15 protein-coding genes and 2 tRNA genes are annotated in these 23315 nt (G+C 32.2%); 6 read left to right on the forward strand and 11 right to left on the reverse strand.

What is annotated here, in order from left to right:
- Window positions 1-50 precede the first annotated feature (50 nt).
- From BUC09_RS00350 to BUC09_RS00360, 3 genes are all read left to right on the forward strand, one after another.
- Entirely contained in the window at window positions 51-1007 is a 957-nt protein-coding gene (locus BUC09_RS00350; RefSeq protein WP_073307578.1) for a lysylphosphatidylglycerol synthase domain-containing protein, read from the forward strand.
- Entirely contained in the window at window positions 983-2083 is a 1101-nt protein-coding gene (locus BUC09_RS00355) for a glycosyltransferase family 2 protein (RefSeq protein ID WP_073307580.1), read from the forward strand. The genes BUC09_RS00350 and BUC09_RS00355 overlap by 25 nt, the downstream gene beginning before the upstream one ends.
- A gap of 109 nt (window positions 2084-2192) precedes the next feature.
- Window positions 2193-2687 carry a carboxypeptidase-like regulatory domain-containing protein gene (locus BUC09_RS00360; protein ID WP_084127046.1) on the forward strand — a complete coding sequence of 165 codons (495 nt, stop codon included), beginning with the start codon at window positions 2193-2195 and terminating at the stop codon, window positions 2685-2687.
- On the opposite strand, the gene BUC09_RS00365 is transcribed toward BUC09_RS00360, so the two are convergent.
- Window positions 2684-3151: a hypothetical protein gene (locus BUC09_RS00365; RefSeq protein ID WP_073307584.1), complete on the reverse strand. Its 468-nt coding sequence runs from the start codon at window positions 3149-3151 to the stop codon at window positions 2684-2686. The two genes, BUC09_RS00360 and BUC09_RS00365, sit on opposite strands and share 4 nt — an antisense overlap.
- Window positions 3152-3221: 70 nt before the next feature.
- Here BUC09_RS00365 and BUC09_RS00370 point away from each other — a divergent pair, with 70 nt between their 5' ends.
- Complete coding sequence (locus BUC09_RS00370; RefSeq protein WP_073307586.1) at window positions 3222-3722, forward strand: DUF456 domain-containing protein; 501 nt, start codon at window positions 3222-3224, stop codon at window positions 3720-3722.
- Window positions 3723-3782: 60 nt separating this feature from the next.
- Here BUC09_RS00370 and BUC09_RS00375 read toward each other — a convergent pair.
- The 8 genes from BUC09_RS00375 to BUC09_RS00410 all read right to left on the reverse strand — a co-directional run bounded on the left by BUC09_RS00375 (window position 3783) and on the right by BUC09_RS00410 (window position 14677).
- A tRNA-Asp gene (locus tag BUC09_RS00375) sits at window positions 3783-3859 on the reverse strand.
- A 301-nt stretch (window positions 3860-4160) separates the two neighbouring features.
- Window positions 4161-4237: transfer RNA gene (locus BUC09_RS00380), tRNA-Asp, on the reverse strand.
- An 86-nt stretch (window positions 4238-4323) separates the two neighbouring features.
- Window positions 4324-5250 carry a DUF58 domain-containing protein gene (locus BUC09_RS00385; protein WP_073307588.1) on the reverse strand — a complete coding sequence of 309 codons (927 nt, stop codon included), beginning with the start codon at window positions 5248-5250 and terminating at the stop codon, window positions 4324-4326.
- A gap of 68 nt (window positions 5251-5318) precedes the next feature.
- Window positions 5319-5906 (reverse strand): DUF4082 domain-containing protein, encoded by a 588-nt coding sequence (locus BUC09_RS00390; protein ID WP_159432921.1) that lies wholly within the window; start codon window positions 5904-5906, stop codon window positions 5319-5321.
- Window positions 5907-6099: 193 nt separating this feature from the next.
- Window positions 6100-6417: a thioredoxin gene (trxA, locus tag BUC09_RS00395; protein ID WP_073307592.1), complete on the reverse strand. Its 318-nt coding sequence runs from the start codon at window positions 6415-6417 to the stop codon at window positions 6100-6102.
- 93 nt (window positions 6418-6510) lie between these two features.
- Entirely contained in the window at window positions 6511-8430 is a 1920-nt protein-coding gene (locus tag BUC09_RS00400) for a fibronectin type III domain-containing protein (protein ID WP_073307594.1), read from the reverse strand.
- A gap of 12 nt (window positions 8431-8442) precedes the next feature.
- Window positions 8443-12984 (reverse strand): hypothetical protein, encoded by a 4542-nt coding sequence (locus tag BUC09_RS00405; RefSeq protein WP_073307596.1) that lies wholly within the window; start codon window positions 12982-12984, stop codon window positions 8443-8445.
- Window positions 12985-12994: 10 nt separating this feature from the next.
- Window positions 12995-14677 (reverse strand): hypothetical protein, encoded by a 1683-nt coding sequence (locus BUC09_RS00410; RefSeq protein WP_143161834.1) that lies wholly within the window; start codon window positions 14675-14677, stop codon window positions 12995-12997.
- A gap of 239 nt (window positions 14678-14916) precedes the next feature.
- Between BUC09_RS00410 and BUC09_RS00415 the strand changes: the two genes are divergently transcribed.
- Both BUC09_RS00415 and BUC09_RS00420 read left to right on the forward strand, forming a co-directional pair.
- Window positions 14917-15621 carry a LytR/AlgR family response regulator transcription factor gene (locus tag BUC09_RS00415; protein WP_073307600.1) on the forward strand — a complete coding sequence of 235 codons (705 nt, stop codon included), beginning with the start codon at window positions 14917-14919 and terminating at the stop codon, window positions 15619-15621.
- The gene (locus BUC09_RS00420) at window positions 15618-17666 is read left to right on the forward strand and encodes a tetratricopeptide repeat-containing sensor histidine kinase (RefSeq protein ID WP_073307602.1); all 2049 of its coding nucleotides are present in this window, start codon (window positions 15618-15620) and stop codon (window positions 17664-17666) included. The genes BUC09_RS00415 and BUC09_RS00420 overlap by 4 nt, the downstream gene beginning before the upstream one ends.
- A gap of 46 nt (window positions 17667-17712) precedes the next feature.
- Here the strand turns inward: BUC09_RS00420 and BUC09_RS00425 are convergent, their stop codons facing one another.
- Complete coding sequence (locus tag BUC09_RS00425) at window positions 17713-18663, reverse strand: outer membrane beta-barrel protein (RefSeq protein ID WP_073307604.1); 951 nt, start codon at window positions 18661-18663, stop codon at window positions 17713-17715.
- 99 nt (window positions 18664-18762) lie between these two features.
- A complete protein-coding gene (dnaE, locus tag BUC09_RS00430; protein ID WP_073307605.1) occupies window positions 18763-23286 on the reverse strand; it encodes a DNA polymerase III subunit alpha in 4524 nt (1507 codons plus the stop codon).
- Window positions 23287-23315: the final 29 nt, after the last annotated feature.

Genomic DNA, 23315 nt, shown 5'->3' on the forward strand with positions numbered 1-23315 from the left:
TATTTGAAAGGTTAAAGGTTAAACGTCTAAAGTTTCGTTACTTTGCTTCAATGATAACTGTAAGCGACAAAGCTAAGCAATTCCTTATACTTCTCCTTAAACTTTGCATTGTTGGAGGAGCTTTTTATTTTATTTATGATCGATTAGCACATGACAATCAATTAAATTGGAGTCAATTCAATAAATTACTGATTGAAAAAGCCTCTATAGGAAATGTTTGCTTTATTTTATTTCTCTCTTTTTTAAACCGTTATCTAGAAATTCTTAAATGGAAAAACTTGGTAAATTTCATAAAACCGATAACTATATGGGAATCTACAAAACAGGTTATGGGAGCCTTAACATTGGCTCTTTTCACTCCAAATGGGATAGGTGAATACGCAGGAAAAGCGTTGTTTTTTGAAAAAGAAAAAAGCAAAAAAATTGTCTTTCTGAATTTAATTTGTAACGGAATCCAGATGATTTTAACGGTTATTTTTGGCACTTTTGGATTATTATATTTCAATGCTTCTTTCAACATCATTACTCCTAAAAGTGTTATTTTAATTTTCGGATTGTTTATAGTACTACTTTCCCTTTCATTTTTCATGAAGAGAATTAATATTAAAGGATATTCCTTGGAAAAACTGATACACAAAATCAATGTCATTCCTAAAAAAATACACCAAAAAAACATTTTATTAGCCGTTGCCAGATACCTTACATTTTCACATCAGTACTATGTTTTGTTTTTGATTTTGGACGTTCAACTGCCTTATCTATCATTGATGGCCGCCATAACGAGCGTATATTTTCTTGCTTCTGCTTTGCCAAGTTTTCAATTTCTAGACTTTGCCGTTAAAGGGAGTGTGGCGGTTTATTTTTTTGGATTACTAGGCGTTAACGAATGGATTGTCGTGTTTGTCACAACACTTATGTGGTTTTTAAATACTGTTTTACCAGTTGTTATAGGAGCCTATTTTGTATTTACATTTAAATCAGGATGGAAACAGGAATCATTATCATAACAATATACTATGTTTTAAACATTTTATGGCTGATCTACGGTTTCGCCAAAGTAAAAACATTCATTCCTAAAGAAAGTACACCATCCAATCAATTTACAATTGTTATTCCTTTTAGGAATGAAGCCCAAAATCTTCCTAAGCTAATGCAGTCAATTGAAAAACTAGATTATCCTTATAACTTATTCAGAGTTATTTTAGTCGATGATGACTCTACAGATAAGTTTCAGATTTCAGATTTCAGATTTCAGATTTTCGTATTAAAGAATATTCGAAAAACCAATTCACCAAAAAAAGATGCTATTAATACGGCCATCAAAAATGCTGAAACAGATTGGATTATAACAACAGATGCGGATTGCATTATCCCTAAAAATTGGCTAAAAACATTTGATGCTTTTATTAAAGAACATGATCCAAAAATGATAGCATCTGGTGTTTATTATCAAACAGGGAATTCAGTTATTGATGAATTTCAGCAATTGGACTTAATGAGCTTACAAGGAACAACGATAGGAAGTTTTGGTAATCAACAACCATTCATATGCAACGGTGCCAATTTTGCTTATCAAAAAGATTTTTTTGAAGAGCTAAACGGATTTGAAGGGAATGATACTATTGCAAGTGGTGATGATGTTTTTTTATTACAAAAAGCCCTTAATTATCAAAGTGAAAATGTTCATTTTGTAAAATCAAACGAAACTTTAGTACTCACTCAAACTGAAAAATCATGGTTATCTCTATTTCATCAACGAGTACGATGGGCGAGTAAAACAGGAAGTTATTCAGGGGTCTATAGCAAGCAATTAGGATTATGTGTGTTTTTAATGAATTTAACCTGCATAATATCTATACTGCTTTGGCTAACTAATTTCATCGCTTTAGAGGTAATTATATCTGTTATGATTTTAAAGTTTATAGTTGACTATATACTTATTCGAAATACTTCAAACTTCTTTAAAGTGAATCTCAATCATTTTTTTCTAAGTAGTTTAATTTATCCTTTCTTTAGTTCCGCAGTAGTTTTTTATAGTTTTTTTGGAAACTATAAATGGAAAGGAAGAACTTTCAAAAAATAATTCCAAAAAAACTAATTCGTTAAAACCAAAACAAAAAACAATTAACCTATTTCATAATATATTATAACATAAGATTTTGTAACTTTATGTTACTCTCAATTATAGTCTTATGAAAAGTAGATTCTACATATTGTTTTTCATATTTCTGGTTCAAATTTGCTTTTCGCAAACCGGAATGTTTGTGCATGGAAAAGTTGTTAACAACGATATTCCTATAAAGGGTGTAGAGGTGATCAGTTTAAACACTCGAAATATTGTTATTACTGATACAAATGGACTTTTCTCTATAATTGTAAAACCTAAAGACGTACTTGTTTTTGGAATTAAAGGCTATGAACCCAAAAGAATAGTCTTAGATCCAAGCAGAGCTGAAAACTACTACGTTAAAGTCGTTTTAGCTCCTTCAAGAGATGAATTAGAAGAAATTATCGTTACATCATTTGCAAGACCAAAATTTGATTCTCAAAAAATTATTGATACACAATACTTTGAAGATTTCCAGTCTACTCCAAAGAATAGACTTATTAAAGACGGAACTATCGAGAACGGAATAAATTTTGTGAGATTATTTAAAGATGCAAAAAGTATGGTTAACAGAGATTAATCAACTCTTTTTATAACAACCGGAACGACAAACTCAGATTTTACTTTTATACCCCTTTTTATCGCAGGCTCAATAATAGGCATTCCTACTGTTAGTTGTTTAACTACACTATCTAGCTTAAAAACATCCTCTGAAGTATTTTGTGATGCAAATTCGATTGTATAGTCAGGTGATACAATTATTTTAAGTTGCAAAGTATCAATACTTGGAAATTGAGTTCTAATGGTATCATTACTCAATCTAGATTCTAAATCACGTGTTAATAATTCAAAAAAACATTGTTTTCTGTCTTCTTTGCTATCAAGTGAATCACAAACCACAAGACTTGGAAATTCATCAACCTTATCCCAATCTATTTTTTTAATTTCTTGTTTCAACAATTCATCTTTGCTAGGCACTTCTTTTTCAAAGTACTGGCACGAAAATAAAAGAAAAGCCAAAGAAAGAGGAAATATTCTTTTCATTTTGGGACAACCCGATTTAATTTGAGAAAATAATTCTATTTTAGGGTTCAAAAGTAATAAAAATTAATTTATGGATATATTGCTATTAATACTTGGCTTTGTTTGTGTTATTACTGGAATTATTGGCAGCTTTTTACCAGCCCTACCCGGCCCAGGATTAAGTTGGATTGGAATTTTACTATTATACCTTACCAACGCCGTTCCAAACAATTATTGGGTATTAGGAATAACTCTTGCAATCACATTACTAATCATGATTTTAGATTACATTATTCCTGCCAAAGGCACTAAAAAATTTGGAGGAAGTAAGTACGGTGTTTGGGGAACAAATATTGGTTTGATTATTGGTCTATTTATTCCCATCCCTTTCGGATTTATTATTGGTGCTTTTTTAGGTGCTTTTTTAGGCGAATTACTTTATGACAAAGATGATCACAAAAGAGCCTTAAAGGCAGCCACAGGATCTTTTCTGGGGTTCTTAGTTTCTTCTTTTATGAAATTCATAGTCTGCATGATTTTTCTAGGCACCTTCCTTTATGTGAGTTGGACAAACAGACATTTTTTTTTCTAAGAAAAACACATATGATATAAAATAAAAAAAGCCTTTCGATTGAAAGGCTTTTTTTATTACTGGCGGTCTGGACGGGACTCGAACCCGCGACCCCATGCGTGACAGGCATGTATTCTAACCAACTGAACTACCAAACCAGTGCTTAATTGCGAGTGCAAATATACAACCGTTTTTTATTTTCACAAGTCTTTTCTATTTTGAAATTCGTTATTTTTTTGATTAAAATCATAACTTATTTACTGTTAACATGTTTCATAAAAAAACACAAAATGAAACAAACCGATATAAAAATAAAAAAGCCCTCCAATCAAATGGAAAGCTTTTCATTGGTCTAACTACTAAACCATTCCGATTTTACTCGGAACTAAACAACACAACTAATTTTAAATATCTTAAGAGGGCAAAAAAGCTCCGTGTTTAACGGAGCTTCCTCTTTTCTGGCGGTCTGGACGGGACTCGAACCCGCGACCCCATGCGTGACAGGCATGTATTCTAACCAACTGAACTACCAAACCAGTGCTTAATTGCGAGTGCAAATATACAACCGTTTTTCATTCCCGCAAGTCTTTTTTTAAAAAAATTTAAAATATTTTATTTAAAATCACCCAAATCTTTGTTTTTCAACCAAATAAGTTGTCATTATTTTTTCAAATTTTTCGTCGACATAAACAGGAACATACTTAATTTTATACATTGCACAGGTATTAGCTATTTTTCCAAAATAGTTTTTTACCAATTTTTCATAATCGGTTTTTATGTTTTCGGCAAATAAATTTACCTCATCTCCTGTTTCAAGGTCGATAAATTTTCGTGGTGAATTATCAAAATTAAAATTCAATTCTGTTTTCTTATCTAATACATGAAACAAAACTACTTTGTGCTTGTTGTGCTTTAGATGCTGAAGTGCCTTAAAGAGCTTCTCATCATCTGCTCCTTGAAACATGTCTGTAAATAAAATTATCATTGAACGACGATGCATTTTTTCCGCAATATGATGCAAATACGTAATAGTATCTGTTTGCTTAGTTGAATTATTTGTTTGAAGTAAATTTTCTAATTTATGGAGCAACATTCTATGATGACGATCACTTCCTTTTTCGGGAGCATAATACTCATATGAACCCGAATACACACTCAATCCAACGGCATCACGCTGTTTTTTAAGCAAATTCATCAGCACTGCTGATGCCAGAACCGAAAACCCAATTTTGTTTTCATAAAAAAACTGATTTGAAGAAAGTTTCGGGTAATGCATCGAAGAAGAATTATCAATAATTAAATGACAGCGGAGATTTGTTTCTTCTTCAAATCGCTTTGTATAAAGACGATCTGTTTTAGCGTAAAGTTTCCAATCAATATGCTTTGTGCTTTCTCCTGCATTATATATCTTATGTTCAGCAAATTCTGCCGAAAAACCATGAAAAGGAGATTTATGCATTCCAGATATAAAACCTTCAACAATTTGATTTGCTAAAAGTTCCAAATGTTGGAAGCTAGATATTTTTTCTATTTGAGATTCTAGGTTCATCTCTCAAAAATAAGAAAAAGGTTTGGCTTTTCGCCAAACCTTTTCAAGTATAATACTTATGTTATAATTTACGACTTAACAAATTTAAAAGTTAAATCACCAGCATAATAATTCATAGGAATTACATCAGGCATTACTTGATTCGTACCTGATTTGTATGCATAAGACATAATCTTAATATCACCTACAGTTACAGGATAAGTTGTATTAGTCCCATCTGTTTTTTTTCTCTCGTACCAGTCATTACTGTTATACGTAATCATGTACTCTTTATCCTTTACAAGATCCAACGGCGAAATAACTTTACTTATTTCTACACCCGAAGAAGTTACATCAATCAATTCTGTTCTTAAAATTGTTGCTGTAGCTTTGTCCCAAATTGTAATTCTCATCGAAGTACGAACATCAGGAATTTTAGTCATTAATGTAGTTATCTTACCATTTACAAGAGGTGTAAATGTGATTCCAAATTCGTAATCCCCAGAATTAACATAATTAGTCGTTTTTTGATCAAACCCTGTTGCTGTTAAATAACCAGGTAAAGGATTTTGCTCTGTTACAACAGGTGTTTGTGACGAATTATCATCGTCCTTATTACAAGAAATTATTGCCCCACACAATAATGTAATACACAAAAGATTTTTTAAAGTTTTCATAGCCATTTAGTTAGTTTAAAATTTATTAAGTTTTATCCACTACAAATATTTAACAATAGCTGGTCATATGAAAGAGTGTCTTTCCTGTTTTAAAAGGGTGTTTTTCCTATTTTTTTACAAGTGTTATCTCCCTTAAGAAACAAAAAAGGCTCGGAATTACCGAGCCTTTTTTATATTCTAATTTAATAAAGAATTACAATAAAGCATCAATAGCTTTAGTATAAGTATCTTTTGGAGCAACACCTACTTGACGTCCTACTACTTCTCCATTTTGAAAAATAAGAACAGTTGGAATATTACGAACTCCATATTTTGCAGCAAATTCTTGATTTGCATCTACATCAACTTTACCTACTACAGCTTTACCATCGTATTCAGTAGAAATTTCATCAATGATTGGACCAACCATACGACAAGGACCACACCATGCTGCCCAAAAATCTACTAATACTGGTTTACTTGATTGTAATACTACTTCTTCAAAAGTAGCATCTGTTATTGCTTGTGCCATTTTTATTTATTTTTATTACGGACAAATTTAGCATTTTATTTTAATTGACAGCTCGAAAGAGAATTACAATTCTTGATACATAGATAAATAAAACTAATACGTGTTATTTATACTAATTTTTTCTGATTTTAGTCTTGTATCATCTTTTAATAGAGCAACAACAAAATATTGGTAAATTTGATTTTCTTCCGAATTTAAATCTATAAACTCATTATTTGTAAAGAATGAAGAAATAATTCTAAAACCTGAATCGCCATCTTTTCTATACACAATTAGCTCTTGAATTTCTTCTGGCTTAACGCCTGTTATTGTTAGTACTACTTTTTTTCTCGCAATATTTTGATTGACTACCAAAGAGAAATCAGCTTTTATATCTCCTGTTGCAATAGCAATTTTATTTGAAGGGCTTGACACTAATTTTGCCGAATCTACCGCTTTGACATAATATTCTATAATTCCGCGATTTTTAATTTTATCAACAAAGGTTAATCCGTTTACTAAATCAGTTGAAATTTTTTCATCTATTTCATCTATTCTTCTATAGACTTCATAACCTTGAATAGCATCAGTCAAAACAGGATTCCAATTCAAAATTACCTCATCGTTTTCTATTTTAGCTTCTTTTAAGAATGGTGCTGTTGGCGGAATAACATCTGGTAATTGAATCCAAACTTCAGCTTTTTCACTATGATTATAAGATTTATCAACAGCAGCTACTTTATAGATAAATTTTGTACTTGCTTTTTCGTTAAATGTATCTACAAATATGGTTGCTGTTTGAGGTTCAACATTTAACAATAACATTTCGTTTTCATCATCGTTTTTCAGTCCGCGATAAATTCTATAACCCGCTAAATCTTTCTCTGAATTTGCCTTCCATGAAATCGTAATTTTGCCTACTTCTGATTTTCCTTTTACATCTTCAAGTTTTGCTGGAGCCTCAACATCGGGTGCAAAAATTGCCACAGGCATGGATAACAATCCATTACCGCTAGCATCAACTGCTTCTACTTTATACTGTAAAGTTCCAGAAACATCTTTTTTAAGCACATCAATATATTTGTTCTCTTTTATGGGTTGTGTAGTGATTTTTGCAAAATTTTTACCCATATCGTTACTCTTGTGGATATTATAACCCACAACATCTGCGTCTGTTGAAGCTTTCCAAGTGATTGTGACGCCAAGATTTTTACGTTCAGCATTAACTCCTTTTACTACTGCAGGAGGTGTAGCATCTTTCACTTCAACCTTAATCTCTTGTGAGGGGTTCGATTCAGTATTTAAGAAAGTAACACCTTTTATTATATAAACATAATTACCCGCAGGTACTTTAAGATCATTATAAGAATTTATTGAAACAGAGCCTTTTTCAGTATTAGGCATTATTAATTCTCCATTAATTTTATCATTGTTTCTATATAAGTTATAACCAATATAATCTTCATTTATAGGCCAAACCAACTCGATATTTTGCTTGTTTTGCTTGAATTTTATATTGTCTGGTGCATTCCCTAGATTACCTACTGTTAAATTATTTATTACAGAAAGCTCTTTTTGAGATTTTGCATCTACTAATTTATAGGAATATGTTTTTCCTTTTTGAACATTGCTATCTTCAAAATAAATACCGCGATGTTTTGCTAAAACATTATCTGAAATTGAATTCATTGCTAAAGTATAATCAGCATAAGCTTGTTTGTTTGCTGCGTCTTCTTTTTTAGAATAATGTTCAACATATATTGCATATGCTTCATCATTCGGAAAAGGATTTTTAGATGATTTTAATTCATTCGCAGAAATCAATGGTGAAGGAACAATAGGATTCATGTTTAATTTCTCCCAATTTTCGTTTTCTTTTTTATATACATCAAAAGCTGTTTCCCTCGATATTTGTTTTGACATCCATTTTAATTGCACTTTTTCGTTGATTGAAGCGCCAAATAGCTTGTATTCTTGTGCTTTGACTGAAACTGTAACAAAAGTAAAAACGATATATAATATGTATTTTTTCATCTCTTTATTTTTTTAAACCCAAATACTAAATCCGCCATTTGACGACCATCTTGCATGTAATGTAAAATCAGGAATCCATCTACTTACATCACAACTAACTGAACCTTCAAAAACGACTGGATTAGGCATAGTAACTGCTAATTTTGCTCCTACACCACAACTGCCACTTATACAGCCTATATATTTCACACAACCTTTACCATATGCTCTCCCGCTAAATGATGCATTTCCTGTAGCTTGAAACGATGGTGAATATTGAACATTCAATCCTGCAGAAAAATCGGTTACTAATTTTCCTTGTGCTGATGCTACATGTAGATTTAACCCTTTCCATCCAGAGTCATAATGTTCTTTTACACCTAGCTCAATATTAGTTTTAGATAAGTTGAACCAAACCCCCATAGTTAAACCACTTCCACACATTACTTCTGCTGTAATAGGGACGCTTTCTGTTCCAATATCGATTTTAAATTCGCCTCCACCAAATTGAAAAAAAATAGAATCTTCGTTAGTTTGCCCTTCATTCAAGCATACAATGTCTTTTACTTTACCCCAAATTTGACCTTTACCGTTAATGTATTTATCCTTCCAGTTCAAACTTCCGTTTAAACGAGCTTGAAGCATACCTGAACTATTTGAATTTTCGGCTATAGCATCAGCTTTGATGTAATAATCGATACCGCTAATACTCCAATCGTAGAATTCAGTTACAATTTGTACTGAGCCGTGTAAGGTTCTGCCATTATCGTATGCAGTACGTGCATATGCAGTAGCGGCAATACCTAATGATAAACTTGAGTCAGGATTTAAGTCGGTAACTTGGCCTAAATTATCATAGGTAGGTTTCATATGATAGTATGCCTTGCCACCAAAACCATGAATTTCAACTACACCTGGTATAACTGGCACTACAACCATTCCTTTTTGCTTGAATTCAAAAAACCAATAGGTGAATTTACCATTACTTTCGAGCGTTTTCCCTAAAATTAATTTAGATTCAAGTTCTTTTGCTGTAGGTTCTTTTGCTTCATATTTTCCTTCTAATTGAAAATAATCCCCCCATTTATCATCATGCCCTATTTTAAAACCACCACCAAATTTTTGTGCTCCATCTTCATATCCGCCGCTAATAGCTTTTCCATCATCCGATATAGAAATGTTATTCTCTAAAGTTGAGACATAATGGTATACTTCTGAATTAGGCCCTTTGATTCCTTTAGGAGCTTGGTAATTGCCAGAATTTGGATTTTGACTTGCGCTATTGTTTATTCCTTCTAAATCCGACAGAGTTACATTAGGATTTGGTGCTTGACCAATATATTTGAAACCCATTTCTTTTTTTGAATTGGTAGCTATATTTTGACCTAAATTAATATCCCCCGAGAATAAAAATTCTGCTTCAGTCTTAGAAGCATTTCTTTTTATTTTCATTTTATCAATTCCGTAAGTAAAACGATAATAAGTTGCCCATTTTTTCGAACCTTCACAAGCTGAATCTGAATTTAAAGAGAAGTTTTTATCGTAAGATACTGTCCCCTCTGAATTAACATACAAATCACACATAGACATATCATTAGTCTCAAATCCTTTATTTTTTGAGTTTTTGATTGTAATTCTAGGTGATAGTACAATTGCCTTGTTTTCAAATCTACCAGAAGATATTTTTACAAATGCCGATGTTGTTTTGTCTTTTGATAAATAATATATTTTATTGTAATCGAAAGAAAGATTAGCGTCTTGTAATTTATCATCGTCTATAAAAATATTTATTCCCACCCAATCGTTGATAAAAGGAACATACATATTTCCTTCTACATTAAGCATATATAATTTATTAAATTTCATTAAAAAAGTTGATTTTTGAAGTTTTGTAAGAAAACCTGCGACATCGATTTTTGACTTAACAACTTCCTCCCCTTTTTTATTATTAGTGTAACCATCTCCGTTATTATAAACTTTATCAAAGTTTAATTTGAATGTTGATGGTTGTTTTCCTGACTTTGAAGGCATAACAACTTCAACCCCTAATTTCTCTATGTTTAGACCTAGAGGATAAGTTTTATATTTAGCATCTAACATTCCTTCTTCTGACAAATGAACATATGCTTTTTCGATAATTGCAAAAACAGATTTGTCTTTTGAAATATTCCAACGTAATGGTTTTGCGAAAAGATGTTCAAAATTCAAATTTGATTTTTGTTTGAATGTAATTTCTAATTTCCCTAGATTAGCTAGACTACCTCCCCCTTCAATTTTAATGATAGCATTTTCAGAATTTGCTTTTGGAATAGTTACCTTCCCATTTAAAGAAGATTCTGCAGTTAATCCTTTAATTTTTGCTTTTACACCTTCAAGTGCATCAAAATCTACCTCAATACCATGCCCTCCAAGGTTTTCAAGTTTTTGATTTTTGAATTGAATTGTCCCATCAAATCTATCTTTAAAGGTCATTTTAATGTCTTCTTCATTGCTTTCAAAAACATATTGAGAATATTCACCAGTTTGTTTTTCTTTAGGCAGCATAAAGTTTGAGTACCATTTTGCTGTTATCTTAGCTGTTGTTGTACCTAAATCTTCTGTGACTTTGAATGTTTTTGTTTCTGGATTTTCAATGCCTTTTAGATTTGCCTTAAATGTGATGTTTTTGAAAAATAATTCATAAGCACCCTCACTTTGATTGTGAGTACTTAAACTAATTTTTTCTTTTTTGTATTCAAACGCCTTATTGTAAGGCATATCAATCATTCCATCAACTACAGCATAAACATATGATTTTGTTTTAGCGATATAGGAAATAGGTTTAATTTTTAAATCCTTGAACCAAACGGTTATAGTTGGCCCGTTTTCCCATAATAAAACTTTTCCTTGACCAGCATATGAGTCAGGATTTTTATCATTAATTTTTGTTATCTGAATACTGTAACCATTTATTATCAAGTTTTTTAAATTAGCCAAATCTGATTTATCTTTTACAAATTCCAAATAATCTGGCAAACTACTATCTACAATTTTATTATTAGAAATCCCTATAACACGCCAAGCCATCATTCGTTCGTCTTGATCTACTTGAGTCTTCATACTAAACTGCGTTTCTTTGAATGGTCCAATAGATCCATTAAAATCTGTATCAGAAAAAAGCTTTTCACTAACCTCATTCTTATTTTTAATGTATTTCCATTGTATCAAATACTCTTGTACTGTTTTTTTCTTAGAAGCTGTCCATGAATAAGTTATTGTTTCTCCACCTGAAATTTGTTTACCATTAATAGGAGAAATTAATTTTATACGATCACTACTTGGTGCATCTACTACTTCATAAATTTCAATTGCACTTTTGTCAATGATTTTATCTTGTGAATCAAGTCCTACAATACGCCAAGCAATTTTCCCATTTCCAGTTGTAAATGAAGGAGGTAAAGTCTGTTTCGTATTTAAACCAGTATCCTTGCTTGCATAAAAACTATTGGGCAAATCAAATAAATTTTCAGGCAAACTATTCCAATTAGTAATTTTTACGTCTTGAGTAAATCTATCAGTAAATTGCAACTGATATTTTTTAACTGCTTGTTTTGAAGGAGCCCAAGAAAATTCTAATCCATATCCACTAAAAATTTTTTTACCTTTAATAGGATCTAGTAGAGTTATTCCATTTGTTACATTTTGTGGAATAGTTGATACATTTTCATCTTCTTTATATTCAAAACTACAAACCTCACTATTTCCTTTGTTTTGTGTATTTAATGGAGTTCCTCCCCTTACACCTGCAGGCAGTAAAGTCACACGCCACGCATACTTTTTACCCTTTTTAAACTGAGGTTGAGCTGGCCCATACACATAAGTATAAGAGCTTGTGGTTGTTTCAAAGAAAGCTGGAGTAGTAGCACTATTCATGGCCTCATTTGGATTACGAGTCGCAGGAATCAGCTCAACAATTTTCAGTTTGTATTGACTCCCTGCTGGTGCTCCAGCAGATGGCGACCATGAAAAGATTACATTTTGAATATTGCTAGCCATAATTGGCTCATCACATCTTGGAGTAATTAACTGTGGAGGGGTAATTTGTTCGATATTGAATGAATTACTACATCCCAAAGGTTCGGGGCTACTTAAAGCTGCTCCTGTATTATAATCTAAAACTTGAACACACAACGTATAATTCCCTTCAGGTATCCCTGAACCTCTAAACAATTCTCTTTTATCAATACCACTCACAGTAACCGAATTAAATTCAAGATAATTTCTCAAATCTATACCCGTTAAGATTTTTGACTGATAAGCTGTAAGCTGCAAAGGAGCTGAAGGTCTATAACTATCAGAGGTTGCAACTGTTATGCCATTGTCGCCAGTTATTGTTGCTTTCAACTTTACATTTGCATTTGTGTAAGACAAAAGTGTAAGTAACACTTTATTTGAACTATTTACATAATCTGGCAAATAAGTTGAGTAAGGTGGTAAAACCTGTACTGTAACATTTACAGTTGGTGATGCTTGTGACCAAATTAATTGTGCCAAAAGCAATAAAACGATGTTTAAAAATTTTAAATTATTTTTCATAATCCTAAGTTTAAAATGTATAGGTATAACCTAAATCTATATTGTACTCCTTAAATGAAATTCCTGTGGTGCTTTTTGCCGTATTATCAAGATAAACCCCTCTCAATGTTAATCCGTGATGTTGATTGAAGTTATAAGTATCTTGCAAAGTGATATTTAGTATGTCTGCAAAATATTCTCCGTTTAACTTTTGTTGTGTCGCGTTAGCCGAAAGATTCAAATTCATTTTATTTTGAAAAAAAGGCTTGGCTAAATTCAATCCTACTCCATTTAATCGATTAACATTTACCTCAGAATTAAAAATTGAAAGCAGGTAATTAACTCCAACCATAAATCCAGTTTTATTGAAAATAAAATTGCTATTATAATTTAGGTTGTCTACCTGATATTCCGTCAAATTAGCTGTATTAGGATTTCTATCCGTCATCCATTGCTTGTTTAGCATTAGCGTATGAAAGTGAGTTAACCTCTCTTTAACAAAAGTCAATCGAGGCATCAAAACCATATTCTGAGAAACATAAGATTGTTGTGTAGCCTGATTAGGAATTTTCAATCCTTTTCCTTGTTCTCCTGAATAATTTGAATACAAAGCATTAAAACCAAACTTCTGAGAAATAGTCCAATCTAGTCCAATGTTTCCGATAAAACGCTTAGTAGTAAAAGACTTTTTATTCATAAGGTTATCGCGTTGCTGACCAACACTACTTGATATTTTTAATTTATTTTTTAATAAATACGCAGAAGGTTCTAAAGTGATATTCTCTACATCTGTCTGAAAATAATAGGCACCCATACTTTGAAAATCAGGTTCAACACGTCTGTATTTGGCTTTAATTTTATAGAACTTTTCCTCATACCTTACTTCGGTCTGATATGCATTGTACCATTGCGTTGATGTGTTTACTTTTAATAATGATTTAAATTGATCTAAAGTTGATTCTTCATTAGCAGTAAATCCAATTGCATTAACATCTCTTGTATACAAACTCGATGCAACATCAAAATCCCAAAATAAATGATCTGTAAACTTCATTTTTGATGATAAAGCAGCTACAACATTTTCACCTGATAAAACTTCTGTCTGAGTAGGAATAGTATTTAATGAGTTTTGATCGTCCTTCCCTTTTAGTAAAATTAGATCAACATGACTTGTTTCTGTTCCATACCCAATTTTCATAGCGTATCCCATTCTTTTGTAGGCAGGAGTTATTGCTTCAGGGGAATTCAAATCCTCTTCCACTGCCCTGTTAAGCCTTCCATATAATGCTCCAAATCTAAATTTCCCTGGATTAAGCTCAACTCCAACTCCCATTGCCGTTTGTCCAGCCCATGAGAAAGGTGACCAAGTTAAATTTGTGTAGCCTAAATGCACTTTTGCCCATTTATAACTTGGACTAATGCAAAACTGATTGAACGGTTGACGAAAAGAACGTTCTTGTTCACTTACTGTGAATGAAAATGGAATTTCGATTCCATACAATTTTAATATTGGATTACCAGTTACATACCAAGAAAAATCTTTCCTACGCGCATCAATGCCTGTTACATTGTAATAAGAACCAAAGACAGACAAAGTCCCTGTTAATTCAATAGGCTTTTGTTCTGCAATGGTTTCCATATCTTGTGAAAACAATCTTGGGCTAATTCCGCAGGAAAAAAGTAAAATGACTATTATCCATTTAATCTCCTTCATAAATAGTTTGTTTTTGATTTAAAAAAATCGATAAAAAGCAAATAAATCCGACGAAATAAAATTTTTTATAAGTATCAGTGTTTATAGGACTTAACAATTGTTTTTAACAAAATTTTAAGCCAAATTTGCGGTGGGTTTTTCAAGTAAAAAAACACCGATATACAAACGACATTAAAAATAGACGAACAACATTTTTATCGTTTTTCTATTTTTTATATATTTAAGCATGAACTAATCTTATGAAGCAAATAAACTGCATCATTGTTGACGATGACGAAATAGATAGATTGATGACAATTTCTAACGTAAAGAAATTTCCTCAATTGAATTTATTAGGCTCTTTTGACAACGCAAAAGATGCTCTTGAGATAAGCAATAAAGAAAGAATAGATGTTTTATTCTTAGATATTGACATGCCTGAAACCAGCGGTTTTGAAATTAGAAAAAGTGCAGCACAAATTCCAGTTTGTGTTTTTATAACAGCACATCCAGAACATGCTGTTGAAAGTTTTGATTATGAAACATTAGATTTTATAATCAAACCTCTTAAAAGTGAGCGTTTCAAGAATACTGTTACTCGAATTGAAGAGTTTCTAGAAATTAAACAAAAAGCTGAATTGTTCGAATCTAGCATAGGTGGTGATACGATTTACATCAAAGAAGGTCACGAACAAACTAAAGTAAAACTTCATGAAATACTTTACTTAGAAGCGCTTAAAGACTATACTTTAGTAGTTACAACTCAAAAAAAACACTGTGTCCTTTCAAGCATTGGCACACTATTAAAAGAGAACCATTTTCAATCGTTTGTTCGAATACACAGAAGTTTTGCTGTCCAAAAACAATACGTAAAAAAAATTGGTTCACAGGAAATTGAATTAAACAATAACATTTCGATCCCGGTTGGTCGGAGTTATAAAGACAATCTAAGTTTGATAGCATGAGAAAAATCATAGCGATTTTACTCCTTACTTCTCTTTTAGGCTTCGGACAAAACCGAAACAAAGAAATCATTCGGCTATTAGAAGAATGTGAAACCATCAAAAAAAACGAAAATTATAGACAACTAATTTCGGTTGCAAACAAAGGACTTTCTTTATCCAAAGAAGACACTTACTTACTTTCTCGATTTAGTTTTTATAAAGCTTATGGTTATGAGTATGACAATAACCAATATGAAAAAGCAACACCTTATTTTGAAGCTTCTTGGCGATTTGCAAAAAAAAATAAAAACCTCAAAGAAGAAACTTTAGCTATAATGCGACTGAGTTATTTGTATTACTCAACCAAACAATTTCAAAAAAGAGAAGAATTAATAAAATACATCAAGGAAGTTTTAGACACTACTAAGAGCATTTATACTCAAGGTATTTTAAATGGGAGTTTAGGAGAATATCATTTGGATAAATCTGAAATTGAACCATTTATTGGCTACAAACTAAAAGCAATTGAATATCGAAAAAAATTCCCGAAAGAAGACGCTAGTAATATCGTTAATATTGGAATTTCATATTCTCAAATTGGACAAGCGTACATTAAGATGAAACAATTCGATAAAGGAATTGAATACTCTAATTATGCCAAACCATATATGGAAGGTTCTTCAAATTCATTAGCTTTTTTATACAATGACTATATAAAATGTTATACCGGAAAAAACAACCTTGACAGCATTACAAAATATTACAAAGAGGTTTATAAATTAGTTTCCAAGGAAGATTCTCTTCATATCAGTGTAAGTTCTGCAAATCGATATATGGCCGAATACTTTATTGCCAAAGATGATATTAGCAAAGCTTCTTTTTTTGCAAAAAAAGCCATTCGTTTTGCCGAAAAATCGAATGATGAGGAAATATTAATGGAAGCTCGTGTAAGTCAAGGAAAATTACTTTACCGTCAAAAACAATTTAACGCAGCTATTGAAGTTTTAAAACAAGCCTCGACTCACGCCTATGAATTTGACAAAAATTCATTTATTGTTATCAATCAGTTATTATCTGAAAGTTATGCTAAAATAGGAGATTGGAAACAAGCCTTTTATTACCAAAGCATCTATACTAAAGCCAATGAAAAAGTCCTAAGTGAATCCGCAAAACAAAGTATTGCAAATGCTGAAGCAAAATTCCAAAACAGAAATAAACAAGAGAAGATTAATCTTCTTTCTGCCGAAAATAAAGTAAAGAATTTACAAATTGAAAATACCAGAAAAACACAAATATATCTCGGTATTGCATTTTTATTTTTACTTACAATTGTCACTTTATTATATCGTCAAAATGTAAACCGAAAAAAGACGAATAAAAAATTAGAAAAATTAAATACTGAATTAGATCTAGCCAATAAAACCAAAGCTCGCTTTTTTAGTATTATAAACCACGATCTGAGAGGACCTGTTGCAAATTTAATTAGCTTTTTACATCTTCAAGAAAACCACCCGGAATTATTGGATGAAGAAAGCGAAAAAAGACTTAAACAAAAAACAACAGAAGGGGCTGAAAATCTTTTATCTTCAATGGAAGACCTTTTATTATGGAGTAAAAGTCAAATTGAGAACTTTGAACCTCAGCCTAAAAAAATCACTGTAGATTCTTTGTTTTCTGATACCGCAAATCATTTCTCTAATTTTGAAAACATTTCAATTACTTATGAAAACACCCAGAATATTGAGCTTTATGCAGACGAAAACTATTTAAAAACCATAATAAGAAACCTTACCGGAAATGCTATTAAAGCTTTAGAAAAAACCGAGAACCCTAAAATTGAATGGAAAGCATATACTAAAGATAATAAAGTAATTTTAAGTATACATGATAATGGTCCTGGAGGAACAAAAGAGCAGTTTAAAGCTTTATACGACGAGACAACAATAACTGGTATTTCATCAGGATTAGGCCTTCATCTTATCAGAGATTTAGCAAAAATTATAAAAGCTGAGATAACAGTTAAAACAAGCAATGACTTTGGAACTACTATTCACATAATTTTATAAAAAAAAGAGACCTTTTAGGTCTCTTTCTATTAAGATGATTTACATATTATAAATCGTAACGTATTCCGAATGTCAAACCTACACCGCTGATACCAACATATGAACTTAATTCATCTTTAGCATTATTAGTGTTATAACCTGTTGAATTAGTTTCAGGATTATTTGAATTTGTATCTAAATGATTTACATAGTTTGTATGAATCTCAGAATAAGGCAATGTGCTTAATCTATCTTGTCCATTAACAACATAATCTTTAGTTTCTTTAGTTTTACCATGAACAGTAAAGTTTCTGTATTCTACTTCACCATATAATGATAGTTTTCCTGATAATTTATAAGAAGTTCCTAAAGCTGCCATAAAACCTACAGTTGGGTTTGGTTTTACTACATCTCTTTTATAAACATCTGCTAACTTAGTTCCAGAAGTTGTAGATTTTGTGGCATCTGTTTTTATTTCTAAGAAACCATAAACAGGAACAATCACACCAACCTTAGTGTATGGTTCAAAACCTTTAGTTTCTCCTAGATTTAAAACTAATGATGGAGACAAATCTAAAGCTTTAATTTGTCCTTTAGATTGGAAAGTAATAACTGTTGGAACAAAAACTCCAGGAGCTACTTGTGTATTCCCATCTTCTAAATTAGTATAAGAAGCCATTTTTCTTGAATTTCCAATATAGTAATGAATTCCCATTTCGAAAGCTAAACGCTCCGTAAATCTGTATCCAACTCCTAAATTAGTTCTAAATCCTTCTCCAAAAGAACCAGTAATACTTTTCGAAGACAATAATTCAGTTCCATCTGAATTATAAACTTCTTCTTTAGCTTCGTGTCCATTTACAGTAGGAAATTCTGTAGCAACTGTTTGAAAAAAATAAGAACCTCCTGCTTTAAAGTAAAATCCTTTTTTACCTGTTACAGTACTTTCTTCTGTAGTCTGCGCAACCATAGTAGCAGAAAATGCCATAATGCCTGCAAATAATAACTTTTTAATCATGATAAAATTTGGGTTAATATATTTTTCGCAAAAATAAAACCCTGAAACTTAATATCATAATCCTTTTTTGCATTTCATATTACATTATTTTTAAAAAACCTAATTTAATTTGAAATTTATTTGCATTTTCTCTAATTCAGAAAGTAACTCATTAGAAATCTTAATTTTAAGTTTTCTACTATGCATTGCTATCCTGTTTACAACCCTTGTCTCCTCGACTTCGGTCATTATTGGCTCAATTATTTCACTGATTTCGACATCATTATCTACAGAATCATCATTGCTTTCAGTAACAATTGGTTCATTTAAAATTTCTACTTGTTTTTTGAATTTTTCAAGTTCCATTACTTCAAAAGTAACTTGGTGATCACCTTTGTTACTAGTAAACAAACTATACAGATTGTTTACAAGATTTTCTTCTAGTTCATTAATTGAAAAAAGAATAGTGATTTTTTTAGCAAAAGTTGATAATACATCAGCTAACATTTTAGCTTCTAAAAACTGTAAACGAGGGTCTGATTTTTTTCCTGTCTCTCTGTTTACCCAACCATCTTTTACATTAACTTTAAAGAACACAAATGTATTTTGTACCAAGAAATGACGGAACTTTAAATATTCCTCATCAAAAATTCTAAATTCAAAACTCTCATCATATCCTTCTAAATTGAAGGTTGCCCATCCTTTTCCATTTTTAGCTGTACGATGCTGCACATTGTTCACCATGCCTCCAAAGGTCACATTTTTGCCAACAAACTGTTCTAGACTATTTAGATACTCCAACCTTGTGTTACAGAAATATTTCATTTCAAACTTATAATCGTCTAATGGATGTCCTGAAATGTAAATCCCTACCACTTCTTTTTCTCTGGCCAATTTTTCCATGGTATGCCATTCTTCACATGGCGGAACTGTTGGCTCAGGAATTTGAACTTCTGTAGATTCACCAAACAAACTTACTTGTGATGAATTTTCATTTTCTTGCATCTTAGCACCATACTTCATCGCTTTTTCTAAGAACCAAATATTATCTCCATCATGATGAAAATACTGTGCTCGATGTGTATCTGTAAAACAATCAAAACCACCTGAAAGTGCTAGATTTTCGAATGCTTTTTTATTTGCTGATCGCAAATCAATTCGTTTAGCCAAATCAAAGATGGATTTATATTTTCCCTCTTTCCTATTTTCAACTATCGTATTTACTGCACCTTCACCAACTCCCTTTATCGCTCCCATACCAAAACGAACTGCATAGTTTTCGTTTACAGTGAACTTATAAAATGACTCATTAACATCAGGCCCTAAAACCGCTAATCCCATACGCTTACACTCTTCCATAAAGAAAGACACCTGTTTGATATCATTCATATTATTAGAAAGTACCGCAGCCATATATTCAGCAGGATAATGCGCTTTCAAATAAGCCGTTTGATAAGCCACCCAAGCATAACATGTTGAGTGCGATTTATTGAAGGCGTAACTTGCAAAGGCTTCCCAGTCTGTCCAAATTTTATCTAATTTTTTTTCATCATGACCATTAGCCATAGCTTGATCAATGAACTTAGACTTCATTTTGTCAAGAACATCCTTTTGCTTTTTACCCATCGCTTTACGAAGGACATCGGCATCACCTTTAGAGAAATTAGCTAACTTCTGTGACAAAAGCATCACCTGCTCCTGATATACTGTAATACCATAGGTTTCTGCTAAATATTCCTCGCAAGCATCCAAGTCATAAGTAATGGGTTCCTCTCCGTTTTTACGACGAACGAAAGAAGGAATATACTCCAATGGTCCTGGACGATATAATGCATTCATCGCAATCAAATCCCCAAAAACATTGGGTTTTAGTTCCTTCATGTATTTTTGCATTCCCGGTGATTCGTACTGGAAAATACCTACAGTTTCACCACGCTGGAAAAGTTCATATGTTTTTTGGTCGTCTATAGGGAAAGTATCTGGATCTAATTCGATTCCTGTTCGATATTTTACCAGTTTTACTGTATCTTTTATCAGAGTAAGGGTCTTCAAACCCAAGAAGTCCATTTTTAGCAATCCCGCACTTTCTGCAACTGAGTTATCAAACTGAGTCACATATAAATCAGAGTCTTTTGCAGTTGTAACCGGAACGAAATTAGTAATATCATCAGGTGTAATAATTACACCACAAGCATGAATACCAGTATTACGAAGTGATCCTTCTAAAACTTTTGCCTGCTGAATAGTTTCTCCTGCTAAATCACCTTCATTTGCAATGGCAATCAATTCTTTTACACGATCAAATTCTTCGGAACGTAATGCTTTTTTTACTTCACTTTCATCTTCTTTTAAGAAACGTGCCAAATTCCATTTTGAAGGCATCATTCCCGGAATCAACTTCGCAATTCTATCAGCTTCAAATAAAGGCAAATCTAATACACGAGCCGTATCACGAATAGCCGATTTAGTAGCCATTTTACCATAGGTAATAATTTGAGCTACTTGATTTGCTCCATATTTATTGATTACATAATCCATTACCAAACCACGACCTTCATCATCGAAGTCAATATCAATATCGGGCATGGATACACGGTCAGGGTTCAGGAAACGCTCAAAAAGCAAATCATATTTAATTGGGTCAATATTGGTAATTCCTAAGCAATAGGCTACCGCAGAACCCGCCGCAGAACCACGACCTGGCCCAACTGACACTCCCATTTTACGAGCTTCAGCAATGAAATCTTGTACAATCAAAAAGTAACCAGGATATCCTGAATTGGAAATCGTAAGCAACTCAAAGTCCAAACGCTCTTGAATCTCAGAAGTTATCTCTTCATATCTCCTTTTAGCACCTTCCATGGTAAGATGACGTAGATAGGCATTTTCACCTCTTACTCCGCCATCTAATTTATCTTCCTCTACTTTAAACTCATCAGGAATATCAAATTTTGGAAGTAATACATCTCTATATAATGAATAAGGTTCAACTTTATCAACAATCTCTTGAATATTAATAATAGCCTCAGGTAAATCAGAAAAGAGCTTTTTCATTTCGTTTTGACTCTTAAAATAATACTCCTGATTAGGCAAACCATAACGATATCCTCGACCACGACCTATTGGTGTAGCCTGCTTTTCACCATCTTTGACACACAATAAAATATCATGAGCATTGGCATCTTCTTTTGCTACGTAATAGGTGTTATTTGTAGCAACTAATTTGACGTTATGTTTCCTAGCGAATTGAATTAAAGTTTGGTTGACACGATTTTCATCTTCTTGATTGTGTCTCATAATTTCGAGATACAAATCATCCCCAAATAGAGATTTCCACCACAACAATGCTTCTTCGGCTTGGTTTTCGCCAATATTTAAAATTTTACTTGGAATTTCACCGTATAAATTTCCAGATAAAACAATAAGATCTTCTTTGTATTTTTCGATTACACTACGGTCGATACGAGGCACATAATAAAACCCTTCGGTATAAGCAATCGAAGCCATTTTGGCCAAATTATGATAACCTTTTTTATTTTTCGCTAGAAAAACAACTTGATAACCATTATCCTTTTGAGATTTGTCTTTATGGTTGTTACAAACAAAGAACTCACAACCCACAATAGGTTTAATTTCGACTTCTGTGGGCTCTTCTCCTGCTGCAATGGCTTCATCAATTTTAGACTTGACCACTTTATTATGATTCATTACAGCACTCACAAAGTGGAAGGCTCCCATCATGTTTCCAGTATCAGTCATCGCTACAGCTGACATTTTATTTTTTGCTGCAGCATTAACCAAATCAGGAACTCCTATTGTTGATTGTAATACTGAAAATTGTGTGTGATTGTGTAAATGAGCAAATGACGCATGTTCTAAATCCTTTACATCTTCTTCAGAAACAGGAGAAAGGACTTCTTCCTGCTGGATTTTATTCAATCGCTTTCTTATTTCCTCTGAAGCCGATTTTAAATTAATATGTTTTAATCCAATTAATTTAATTTCTTGAGGATTGTTCTCACGAAAACGACTATAATAATCTTCAGTAACATCTAGTTCTTCTTTTGTAAAAACCTCTCGTTTAATTAACTCTAAAAAACAACGAGTAGTAGCTTCTACGTCGGCAGTTGCATTGTGAGCTTCTGCAAAAGGCTCACCAAATAAATATTCGTGTAATTCGGTAAGTGTTGGTAATTTATATCTTCCTCCTCTACCACCAGGTAATTTTAATAATTCAGCAGTAATTTCGGTACAGGTATCTAACACTGGCATTTTAACCATATCAGAATCAATTCCCACACGATGAAATTCACAGCCCATGATGTTCACATCGAAACCAACATTTTGTCCAACAATATATTTGGCTTTTGATAAAGCAATATTGAATTTTTCTAAAACTTCTTGTAAAGCAATCCCTTGTTCCATGGCCAATTCGGTTGAAATACCATGGATACGCTCTGCGTCATAAGGAATATTGAATCCTTCTGGTTTGACTAAATAATCTTGATGTTCTATAAGATTTCCTAACTCGTCATGCAATTGCCAAGCAATTTGAATACAACGAGGCCAGTTGTCAGTATCTGTAATTGGTGCTGACCAACTGCGCGGTAATCCAGTAGTTTCGGTATCGAAGATTAAATACATTTCTCTGATTTTTAAGCTTTAAGCAAAAC

Source organism: Flavobacterium terrae (genome assembly GCF_900142035.1).
GTDB lineage: Bacteria > Bacteroidota > Bacteroidia > Flavobacteriales > Flavobacteriaceae > Flavobacterium > Flavobacterium terrae.

Coding starts and splice junctions, on each gene's coding strand:
- BUC09_RS00350 (WP_073307578.1), top strand. CDS start 51: ATGATAACTGTAAGCGACAAAGCTAAGCAATTCCTTATACTTCTCCTT.
- BUC09_RS00355 (WP_073307580.1), top strand. CDS start 983: ATGGAAACAGGAATCATTATCATAACAATATACTATGTTTTAAACATT.
- BUC09_RS00360 (WP_084127046.1), top strand. CDS start 2,193: ATGAAAAGTAGATTCTACATATTGTTTTTCATATTTCTGGTTCAAATT.
- BUC09_RS00365 (WP_073307584.1), bottom strand. CDS start 3,151: ATGAAAAGAATATTTCCTCTTTCTTTGGCTTTTCTTTTATTTTCGTGC.
- BUC09_RS00370 (WP_073307586.1), top strand. CDS start 3,222: ATGGATATATTGCTATTAATACTTGGCTTTGTTTGTGTTATTACTGGA.
- BUC09_RS00385 (WP_073307588.1), bottom strand. CDS start 5,250: ATGAACCTAGAATCTCAAATAGAAAAAATATCTAGCTTCCAACATTTG.
- BUC09_RS00390 (WP_159432921.1), bottom strand. CDS start 5,906: ATGAAAACTTTAAAAAATCTTTTGTGTATTACATTATTGTGTGGGGCA.
- trxA (WP_073307592.1), bottom strand. CDS start 6,417: ATGGCACAAGCAATAACAGATGCTACTTTTGAAGAAGTAGTATTACAA.
- BUC09_RS00400 (WP_073307594.1), bottom strand. CDS start 8,430: ATGAAAAAATACATATTATATATCGTTTTTACTTTTGTTACAGTTTCA.
- BUC09_RS00405 (WP_073307596.1), bottom strand. CDS start 12,984: ATGAAAAATAATTTAAAATTTTTAAACATCGTTTTATTGCTTTTGGCA.
- BUC09_RS00410 (WP_143161834.1), bottom strand. CDS start 14,677: ATGAAGGAGATTAAATGGATAATAGTCATTTTACTTTTTTCCTGCGGA.
- BUC09_RS00415 (WP_073307600.1), top strand. CDS start 14,917: ATGAAGCAAATAAACTGCATCATTGTTGACGATGACGAAATAGATAGA.
- BUC09_RS00420 (WP_073307602.1), top strand. CDS start 15,618: ATGAGAAAAATCATAGCGATTTTACTCCTTACTTCTCTTTTAGGCTTC.
- BUC09_RS00425 (WP_073307604.1), bottom strand. CDS start 18,663: ATGATTAAAAAGTTATTATTTGCAGGCATTATGGCATTTTCTGCTACT.
- dnaE (WP_073307605.1), bottom strand. CDS start 23,286: ATGTATTTAATCTTCGATACCGAAACTACTGGATTACCGCGCAGTTGG.